Source organism: Peribacillus sp. NPDC097264 (assembly GCF_050277925.1).
GTDB lineage: Bacteria > Bacillota > Bacilli > Bacillales > DSM-1321 > Peribacillus.
Map to the genome: position 1 here is coordinate 179291 of NZ_JBNNSR010000010.1, position 10389 is coordinate 189679.

The 10389-nt window shown below is 42.1% G+C and carries 7 protein-coding genes and 1 pseudogene; 4 read left to right on the plus strand and 4 right to left on the minus strand.

The genetic code is table 11. The annotated features are described in order from the left end of the window. Positions 1-49: 49 nt before the first annotated feature. Entirely contained in the window at positions 50-880 is an 831-nt protein-coding gene (locus ACQKL0_RS16875; RefSeq protein WP_427688717.1) for a TetR/AcrR family transcriptional regulator, read from the minus strand. A 95-nt stretch (positions 881-975) separates the two neighbouring features. Here ACQKL0_RS16875 and ACQKL0_RS16880 point away from each other — a divergent pair, with 95 nt between their 5' ends. The 3 genes from ACQKL0_RS16880 (at position 976) to ACQKL0_RS16890 (ending at position 7037) form a co-directional block, all read left to right on the plus strand. Next, the gene (locus tag ACQKL0_RS16880; RefSeq protein ID WP_427688719.1) at positions 976-4059 is read left to right on the plus strand and encodes an efflux RND transporter permease subunit; all 3084 of its coding nucleotides are present in this window, start codon (positions 976-978) and stop codon (positions 4057-4059) included. A gap of 491 nt (positions 4060-4550) precedes the next feature. Continuing rightward, positions 4551-5615, plus strand: coding sequence for a C45 family autoproteolytic acyltransferase/hydolase (locus ACQKL0_RS16885; protein ID WP_427688721.1), 1065 nt, complete (start codon positions 4551-4553; stop codon positions 5613-5615). Between the two features lie 252 nt (positions 5616-5867). Then, positions 5868-7037, plus strand: coding sequence for an MFS transporter (locus tag ACQKL0_RS16890; RefSeq protein ID WP_427688723.1), 1170 nt, complete (start codon positions 5868-5870; stop codon positions 7035-7037). A 48-nt stretch (positions 7038-7085) separates the two neighbouring features. On the opposite strand, the gene ACQKL0_RS16895 is transcribed toward ACQKL0_RS16890, so the two are convergent. From ACQKL0_RS16895 to ACQKL0_RS16905, 3 genes and pseudogenes are all read right to left on the minus strand, one after another. Further along, on the minus strand, positions 7086-7493 hold the full coding sequence (locus tag ACQKL0_RS16895; protein ID WP_427688725.1) for a hypothetical protein: 408 nt from the start codon (positions 7491-7493) through the stop codon (positions 7086-7088). Positions 7494-7665: 172 nt separating this feature from the next. Beyond that, the gene (locus tag ACQKL0_RS16900) at positions 7666-8139 is read right to left on the minus strand and encodes a zinc-ribbon domain-containing protein (RefSeq protein ID WP_427688732.1); all 474 of its coding nucleotides are present in this window, start codon (positions 8137-8139) and stop codon (positions 7666-7668) included. Further along, positions 8113-8738: pseudogene (locus ACQKL0_RS16905) on the minus strand (SPFH domain-containing protein); the annotation flags it as partial. The pseudogene ACQKL0_RS16905 and the gene ACQKL0_RS16900, both read right to left, overlap by 27 nt. Positions 8739-9055: 317 nt before the next feature. Between ACQKL0_RS16905 and ACQKL0_RS16910 the strand changes: the two are divergent. Continuing rightward, positions 9056-10243 (plus strand): LL-diaminopimelate aminotransferase, encoded by a 1188-nt coding sequence (locus ACQKL0_RS16910; protein WP_427688727.1) that lies wholly within the window; start codon positions 9056-9058, stop codon positions 10241-10243. Positions 10244-10389 lie beyond the last annotated feature (146 nt).

Here is a 10389-nt window from a genome sequence, read left to right on the forward strand (position 1 = left end):
AGAAAAAAGGCAGAAAGCTTAATTCAAAGCGTTCTCCCCTTCTTTAGAGTTAAAAATTATAATATTGGCGTAGTAAATAAGCTAGGTACTTGCAATGTGGATGAGCGTGAAGGTTCTCGAGCAATCCTTTTATGATGGCCGGTCCATAAGTTTGTTCAATCAGTTGCTCCTTGAGCAGGAGTAAGGATTCTTTTTCAATGGACTCTTCGATTTCCTCAATCTTATTATCCATAAGATCGAGTAGCTGTTCCTTTGTCATTTCTTCGCACATGACAGGACTGATTATTTCCGTCAATTCTTGTGAAATAAAAGGAATGGTTGAATGCCTTGCCAGTATATTCGTTTTTTCCACAAGAGATTGCGAGAGTCGGACTAAATCCAACGGTATATTATAGAATAAAAATAAAACAGCATACTGTTGTAAGAATCCTTTTATACAATAGGTTAAATCATATTTTGTTTGAATGATATCGTCCCCATATAGTCGTTCAACCAATGAGAGGATACTCGTTTCATTGATTCTTTCATAGTGTTGAATTCGTGTTATGAGTTCTTCATTTAATGATTGTGCTTGTTCTTTAAAAATAATCTTAGCGAAGTCTGTATGGTTCAGATAAGATTTAAATGAGGTATAGAAAAATTCATATAAAAGGTCTTCATTTGCTGTGTTTTTGACTACGTGGTCAATATCTGAGACGAGCTGTATCATAAAATAATCGACCAGCGCTATAATCAATTCATCTTTGGATTTAAAAGATAAATAAAAGGCACCCTTTGAAATGCCACAGTGATCGGTGATTTGCTGTACGGAGGTAGCGTTAAACCCTTGTTTTGCAAAGAGTTCGATGGCCGTTTCCATTATGAGTTCCCTTTTAATCATTCCATTCGCTCCTAGGTCATATTGTTGACAAATGACTAATTAGTCATTAGTATAAGTAAATATGTTTGATAAGTCAATTAAGGGTAGGTGTAAAGGTGAGAGGTTTAGTCAATTTTGTTCTAAGGAATAAACTAGCAGTGTGGCTCCTTACAATTATTATTACGGTATCTGGTATTTATTCGGGTACGCAAATGAAAACGGAGACAATCCCGGATATTACAATTCCCTATTTAACGGTGATGGGTGTATATCCTGGTGCTACTCCAGAGAAAGTGATGGATGAGGTCTCGATACCATTAGAGGAAGCGGTTGAAGGGCTTGAGGACGTGAAAGCCGTTTATTCCAATTCGTATTCCAATATGTCCAATATTCAAGTGGAATATGAATATGGGATCGATATGGATGAGGCGAAGCGTGCTCTTGAATCGGCAATTGACGGAGTAAAGTTACCGGAGAAAGCGGAAGAGCCGACGATTACAGCCATCAGCTTAAACATGATGCCTGTTATGGCATTGAGTGTAAGCAGTACAAAAGAGGATATTGTTGAATTAACGTCAACCGTGGAAGATAGTTTACTTCCAAAAATCGAGAAAATCGACGGGGTTGCTTCGGCCACTACCACTGGCCAGCATATAGAAGAAGTTGAATTAACATATGACGAAGCAAAAATGGCTAAACTGGACCTTACGGAAGATAAGGTAAAGGAAATGATTCAGGCAAGTGATTTAGCTGTATCATTAGGCCTTTACGAATTCGAAGAAGGGGAACAGGCCGTTTCAGTAGACGGTAAGTTCATGACAGCTAAAGAATTGAAGGGAATGCTTATTCCTGTAACACCATCAGCTAGCAATCCAGCACCTTTTGTGAAACTTAGCGATATTGCTAAAGTTGAGCTAGTTGGGAAAGAAGAATCCGTATCACGTACGAACGGTGAAAATGCGATTGCCATTCAAATTGTCAAAGGGCAGGAAGCAAACACAGTTGACGTGGTTAACGATGTGAAAGATCTAATTAAAGAAGAAGAGAAAAAGATTGATGGCCTTGTTGTCGATGTCAGTCTTGACCAAGGGGAACCAATTGAGGAATCCGTATCGACGATGATAGAAAAAGCGCTATTCGGCGGTCTAATTGCGATATTAATCATCCTTTTATTCCTAAGGGACATTAAATCGACGATCATTTCGATCATTTCGATTCCTGTTTCGATCTTTATGGCCTTCCTAATCTTAAATGGCTTGGGAATCACATTAAATATCATGACATTGGGTGCGATTACGGTGGCCATCGGACGGGTAATCGATGACTCGATCGTTGTTGTTGAAAATATTTACCGACGCATGCATTTAAAAGATGAAAAATTAACGGGTCGTGCATTGGTGCGAGAAGCGACAATCGAAATGTTCAAGCCAATCATGTCATCAACATTAGTAACGGTTGCGGTATTCGCTCCGCTTATCTTCGTTGGCGGTATGGTAGGCGAACTGTTCACGCCATTTGCATTAACCATGACATTTGCCCTTTTGGCTTCGTTAGTCGTTGCCATAACGATTGTACCGGCATTATCTCACTTCTTATTTAAGAAAAAATTATATGGTGAGAAGACCGAGAGTAATCATAAAGAGCTTGGCAAATTAGCTAAGGGATACAAACGTGTTCTTAGATGGACATTGAATCATAAAGTGATCACTTCCATCATATCTGTGGTTCTATTAGCCGGCAGTTTGGCCTTAACGCCATTAATCGGTTTTAGTTTCTTAGGTAGCGAAGAAGAAAAAGTGATGTACTTAACCTACACACCAGAACCAGGGGAGCTTAAGGACGAAACATTAGCGAACCTTGAAGTGGTGGAAAAGAAGTTACTAAAACGTGACGAGATTGATATTGTTCAGTTATCCGTAACAGAGGATGGCGACTCCATGGCCGCAATGATGGGCGGGGGCGGAAGCGGTGCCCTCATGTACCTGATCTTTGACCCAGACATGAAAAACTTCCCGGAAGTACGGGAAGAGATTGAAGAATATGTCTTCAATATTGGTCAATCAGGCGAATGGAAGAGCCAGAACTTCTCGTCTATGTCTGTGGCGAGTGATGAAGTCAGCTACACGTTCTACAGTGAAGATTTAGGTAAATTAAATGACGCTGTAAAAACAGTAGAAGGCGTTATGAAGAAAAATGACGGCTTAAAGGACGTTTCTTCTAGTACAGAGGATGCTTATGTTGAATATACATTCAAAGTAGAGCAAGATGAATTATTGAAGTATGGATTAACTACAGCCCAAATCATTGGGATGTTAAGCCCTTCTACCCAAGAAGAAGTATTAACAACCATTGAAAAAGACGGTGAGTCAGTAGAAGTCATCGTTCAGCAAGATCAAGACGAACAGCCAAAATCAATTGATGATATGTTAGATAAAAAAGTACCAACCGCAACAGGCACGACGATGAAACTTTCTGAATTGGTCACGGTTAAAGAAGGAACCACGTTGAATACATTGGCCCGTAGTAAAGGTGAATACTACGCCACTGTTTCAGGAACCATCACAGATAAAGATATTTCAAAGGCCACTTCTGAAATAGATGAAGACATTGATAAATTAGACTTACCAAAAGGCGTGACAATCGGTGTAGCCGGTGTAGCAGCGGATATGTCAGAAACATTTACCCAACTTGGTTTAGCCATGATCGCAGCAATCGCAATCGTGTACTTCATCCTTGTTGTCACATTCCGTGAGGGCGTCGCACCATTTGCTATCCTGTTCTCCTTACCGTTTACGGTCATTGGTTCGTTTGTAGGTTTATTAATCGCTGGTGAAACGATCTCGGTATCGGTCATGATGGGACTTCTCATGTTAATTGGTATCGTTGTAACAAATGCCATCGTACTTGTAGATCGGATCATTCATATGGAACGTGATGGTATGAGTATGCGTGAAGCCATTCTAGAAGCTGGCGCAACACGACTCCGTCCAATCCTGATGACGGCCATTGCAACCATCGGAGCATTAATGCCATTAGCATTTGGCTCAGGCGGCGGCGGTTTAATTTCAAAAGGTCTTGGTATTACAGTAATTGGTGGATTAGCAAGTTCAACGCTATTAACATTGCTTATCGTTCCAATCGTTTACGAAGTATTATCAAAACTATTCAAGAAAAAACGTAATGAAATAGACGAAAACTAAAAGAGAGCCCTGCAGGATGATGATCATCTTGTGGGGCTTTTTTTTGCGGCATTCCAGGAGATATTATCGGTGCCGACCTCAATGAAAGTATTGTTACAGTCCCTTTTCTAGAAGAAGAGTTGGTAACGGCTAATCATAATGCTAAGGAAATGGTCCGCGCTCAGAAAACGGATGGCTTCAAATAAAAGCTTATCATTTAATATTAATCGTTATTGGGCAAGCCATAAATAGTCATCTCCTTCAGATTCATAGTAACCTTTTTTTTTACTATACCGAAATACTCTTACATTTACAGAATTATTTCCACGCCACTTGTTATATTAATAGGGGTCATTCTCATAGAGGCCGTCATCCCTTTGAATGGTTTTAAAACCATATCCCACCAAATCAGTGAGGAACTTCGAAATAAAAAGCATTAGTTCCTTTATTTTCAACTATACATCGAGTATTCTTAATGGGAGATAACCACTAGGATAAAAGAGGGATAATTCGTGAAACACCTATACAGTGAAATACTACAATTTAGGGGTAAGCATTATGACTTTGGATTCATGCAGGGAGAGAAATTAAAGGATTCCCTCACTGTTAAAAATCGTGAAGATCAGTGGAAAGTAAGGCAGCCACGTTTTACGGTTGAAGAGGAAGAGGTCAAAAATGCAATTACTTCATTTGCACCTGGCGTATGGGAAGAAATACTCGGGTTCCAAGAAGCATTAAAATGGCCAATCGAACGTGTTCTCCAGGAGTTCGGCGGCTATAGATTGGATTATATTCGATCAGGTTGTTCGATCATGACAGGCGATTCGTATTTGGTGCGTAATTATGATTACCATCCGAAAACCTATGAGGGACGTTATGTGCTATTCCAGCCGACGGACCAGGGGTATGCGAGCATCGGTCCGAGCCAACGCGGGACTGGACGGATGGATGGGATGAACGAAAAAGGGCTATCGATAGGGTATAACTTCATGAATCGGAAAAATCCCGGCGATGGATTCATTTGCTGCATGATTGGCCGATTGATATTGGAGTCTTGTGCAAATGTCGAGGAAGCCGTTACGATGCTGAAGGAAATTCCGCATCGACATTCATTCACATACGTCGTTCATGATGGAAGTGGGAAGAGTTTTATAATAGAAACGTCCCCAAGAAATGTGGAGGTCCGGACAGCGACTGCCTGCACCAATCATTTTGAGATCCTGAAGCATGAAAACCGTCATCATCTTGTGGATTCGAAACGGAGATTGGACACTATCCATCAACAACAGGATAGCATCTCGGATACATATGAAGCATTTCGTTTGTTTAACGACACCAATCAGGGTGTTTTTTCCGATTTGTATAGCAGCTGGGCAGGGACGATCCATACGTCGGTTTATTTGCCGCGTGAAATGAAAGCATGGATTGCACTGGGCGGCAATCAGGAGCCTACGGTTTTGGACTTTGCAAAATGGCTTGCAGGAGAAGATATTGAAAAAGAAAGAATCATGGGTGTGATTGATACCACCATCCCATTTGTACATATGGATGAAGGGGCGAATTGGTTCCGTGAGTAAGAGTGGATAATGGAGGCTCGATCTTTGGATTGGGCTTCTTTATTTATTCGTGTCTCCAAAATTGAGTGTATTTTTACATGATGAGGGATAATATGTAGGGATGACGACATCATTATTAGATTAAAACGAATGAACATAGTATGAAACAATGCTGTGTAAAGGGATAGTTGTATAATAGAATGGATGGTAAAGTGGATACATATAAAATCTAACAGAAGATTCTACCAAAAGGGGAATAGAGGGAGATAAATCATGGAAACAAAAAAGGTATTACCCGTTCTTTTCTTAGTGATGTTTTTAGTCATGGTTGGGTTTGGAATCATCATTCCCGTCATGCCTTTCCTGGCTGAAAAAGTGGGAGGAAGCCCGACAGAGCTTGGTCTTTTGATGGCTGTCTATTCGTTCATGCAATTGATATTCGCACCAATGTGGGGCCGCGTATCTGACCGGATTGGCCGGAAGCCGGTTATGATGATCGGGATCGCAGGCTTGGCTGTTTCGTTTTTCATCATGGCATCGGCGGATTCTTTACTGGTGCTATTCATCGCCAGGATTATCGGAGGTGCCTTATCTTCAGCGAATATGCCAACTGCCATGGCATACGTAGCAGATATTACGACACCCGAAGAACGGGGAAAAGGGATGGGAATCATTGGGGCCGCTACAGGACTTGGCTTCATATTCGGTCCGGCCATTGGTGGGATATTCTCGGAGACGAGTTTGAATATGCCGTTTTACATCGCCGGTATTTCATCCATCATTACCCTGATCTTAGTCATGATATTACTGAAAGAATCGCTCACTGAAGAAAAAAGATCCCATCGGACGGAAGAAAAGGTGTCCATGTGGAAATCCTTTAAAGGTCCGATGAGCGTCCTGTTTATTCTGCAATTGATCATTACCCTTTCCATGGCGGGCTTAGAGACGACGTTTGCTTATTTTGCAGCCCAAAAGGCTGATATAAGTCTTGTTCAATTAGGTTATATCTTTATGATCATGGGATTCGGTAGTGCGATTGTTCAAGGTGGATTAATCGGACCGATGACCAAGAAGTTCGGGGAAGGAAACGTCATTCGAATCGGAATTGTCGTATCGGCGATTGGATTTGTGCTCATCTTGTTCTCGACTAATTTCTGGACATCGGCGATTTTCCTGACGATTTTCGGATTGGGGAACGGTGTCATCCGCCCTGCCATCTCGGCACTGGTCACTAAAAGTTCAACATCCGGCCATGGTGGGGTCACGGGCTTACTTTCTTCCTTTGATTCATTCGGAAGGATTGCGGGCCCTCCTATAGGTGGTTGGTTATTCTCCATCTACATCGGTTTACCTTTTATATCCGGTGCGATCCTATCGCTGTTTGCATTGGTCCTTTATCAAGTGTTCCATGCAAGGAAACGATCAGTGGAAACAAGCAGCTAATCAAGAACATAAATAAGAAAAAACGAGTTAGGAAATTCCTACTCGTTTTTATTTTTGGCTGATGACTTTGATCTTGGAGAGCACCCAATCATATTCCCCGCTTGAAATTACGCTATCGCAATATTCGCATTGTCCGGATGCATTGATACTGACATTCGCCCCACAGTTTGGACATTGCGTCACATCATATTTCTCTTTTTGAGTCTCGGTCAATACGGTTTCCTTACGGATCAGTGTCCAGATATAAGACATGTAAATATCCCGGTCAGGATTACCTTTGAGGACTTTCTTGGTATGATCATCAATTACGTAATCGTTCATCCGGGCTTTGATATATACATCGAGTTCGTCATTGGATCCGTCATTTTCATAGCGAACGATTTTCGATTCAAGGATGGCGATATTTTCGACCACATTCGTTTTAGATATTTTTTTAGAAAGTAAAACAAAAACCATAAGTCGATGCCTTCCCCTGAAGTCGTGGAAGTATTGACGAATTCGTCTTCCGGTTCCTCATTATGCGATACACCATTCCCCACATCGGCTAGTGTGGCATCGACGGGAAAGATGAGAAGGGAGGTGAAACAGAGAAGCAGTGTGATGATCCATTGAATGTTCCATTTATTCATCATCCTAATTTATTCCCGCATTCTGCACAGAATTTAGAATTCGGCGTATTGGGATGGCCACACTCCGTACAAAAAGTGGCAACAGCCTTTCGTTCTACTTTCGTTCCGCAATTGCCACAGAATTTTGCGCCTTTTTGATTGTCATGATTACACTCAGGACACTTTTCGGTTTGTTCAGACGGTACCGTTTTCTCCGTGTGCAATGGTTCATTGTTCTGGTTGCCGCCTTGAAGAGATTGGGAAATGAGTTGCCCAAAACCGAGGCCGGCACCAAGTCCCATCCCGGCTTGCATCATATCACCGCCTGAGCCTTCCTTTTCAGAAACATTCTCTAAGGCATCAAGCTTTCTGACATCTTTGTAGTTGTTCATGCCACCCATCATATTAATGCGCGTTCTTTCTTTCAAGAACTTCGTCAAATCTTCCGGCAAGGAAATGTTGGTGACGGTAAAGGAAACGATTTCAAGTCCCATATCCGTGAATTCATTTTCCAGTTCCTGTTTCATCGCATCGTTCATCACCCGATAGTTCTGGGATAATTCGGTGATCGTCACGCCTTGTTTGGCAACGACATTGGAAAATTCGCTTAAGACATATTCCTTCAATTGCCCTTTTAATTCATTCAACTTATAGATCTTGTTTGTGGAGCTGACGGTACGAATGAACATCTTGGGGTCTTCAATCCGAAAGCTTTGACTTCCACTTGTTCAAACTTCGGATCATTTATCCAAATCGGGTTGGATGTCCCCCATTTCTGATCGATGAATTTTTTGGTGTTTACAAAGTACACATCGGCTTTGAACGGGGATTTAAATCCGAAAGCCCAGCCTTTAATGTCTGCTAAGATAGGCAGGTTCTTCGTCTCAAGCTTATACATTCCTTCGCTAAATACATCAGCCACTTTTCCTTCCTCAACGAAAACGGCGTTTTGGCCTGGGCGTACGGTCAACTGTGCCCCATTTTGAATCTCGTTATCTTTCATGGGGAACTTATAGACCAAGGTATCGTTGGTGGCGTCTTCCCATTCGATAATATCAAGAAATTGTTTACCCATAAAATCCTTAAAACCCATAGTGTCATCCTCATTTCAACATGTAGTACGTCCCGATTGCATTTCTATATATATTCATATATTGATAATATTTCCTATTGCATTTTATAATAAATGGTAAATGGTGTAAATGATTAAGGGGAATCTATGAGTCTACCTGTTGGTTTATTCAATATTCAAGATATCCTTTCATAATGAAGGTTTTGGAGGGTTTCGTGAACTAACCACGAACTGTTTAGATAACGTAAAGAACAAATTCCACCTATAAAGCTGACAAGCTAGGAACAGGACATTTACTAAAGCACTAGATAAAAAACATGAGGTGAAGGGGACTTATCATGAAAATTACTCCATCTGCAAAAGTAGGGAATTTCGAAACGGGAATCTTTTCGGAGCTGGCGAACCGTAAACAAAAGGCGTTGAGGGAAGGCAAGGATGTTATTGATTTGAGTGTCGGAAGTCCGGATATGCCTCCGCCGGACTTTGTAAGAGATACACTTGTAAAGTATGCAAAAGATCCAACTGCATACGGGTATACGTTGAAGGGAATACCGGAATTCCATGATGCTGTTTGTTCTTTTTATGAACAGCGTTACGGGGTGCATCTTGAGCCGGATACGGAAGTATTGCAGCTGATGGGATCGCAGGATGGACTTGCCCATTTGGCGACTGCGATGATTGACCCGGGCGATTATGTGTTGGTGCCCGATCCGGGCTATCCGATATATGAAGCAAGTGTGAATCTTGCAGGTGGCGTGATCTATCCGATGCCGCTTACGCAAGAGAATCATTTTCTGCCCCAGCTGAGCGATATTCCGGCAGATATTTTGGCCAAGACGAAGATGATGGTCCTTAGTTATCCAGGAAATCCAGTCACGGCCCTTGCGGATGAAGCCTTTTTTGCCGAGGTCGTCTCCTTTGCAAACAGGAACGATATTTTGGTCGTACACGACTTTGCCTATTCAGAACTGATTTTCGATGATCATCCACAGATTAGCTTCCTATCCATTCCGGGTGCAAAGGAGATTGGAATCGAGTTCAATTCGCTTTCAAAAACGTTCAATATGGCCGGCTGCCGAATCGGATATGCAGTCGGAAATCAAGAGGCGCTGAACATCCTGGGGACTTTGAAGTCCCATATCGATTATGGGGTCTTTTATCCGATTCAAAAGGCGGCCGAGATGGCACTCACCTCCAACCTTTCCTTGTTGTCCGATCAGGTGGATGTGTATGAAGCCCGTCGTGACGCCTTGATATCGGGTCTCGCAAAATCCGGTTGGTACGTGCCGAAAACTGCTGCGACAATGTTCATTTGGGCCCGCATTCCGGCTGGATGGAAGTCACGCGACTTTGCCTATAAACTGATTGAAAAGGCGGGTGTAACCGTGGTCCCAGGAGATGCTTTTGGAAAACAGGGTGAAGGATATGTTCGAATGGCCCTGGTCCAGCCGGTTGAGAGATTGACAGAAGCGGCCGAACGGATAGGGGCGTTTTTGATAGACTATCAAATAGTGGCGCAGGATTAGATGGAAGATCCTAAGCCTAATGTCATTTGTTATTTCGGATTAGGTGTTTCCAGGGGCTGTCCCAAAAGTCAGGAATATGACTTTTAGGGCAACCCCTTTTTTTTATAAATTTATGCACAAAAAAATCGCCCTTTTTAGTAAAATGA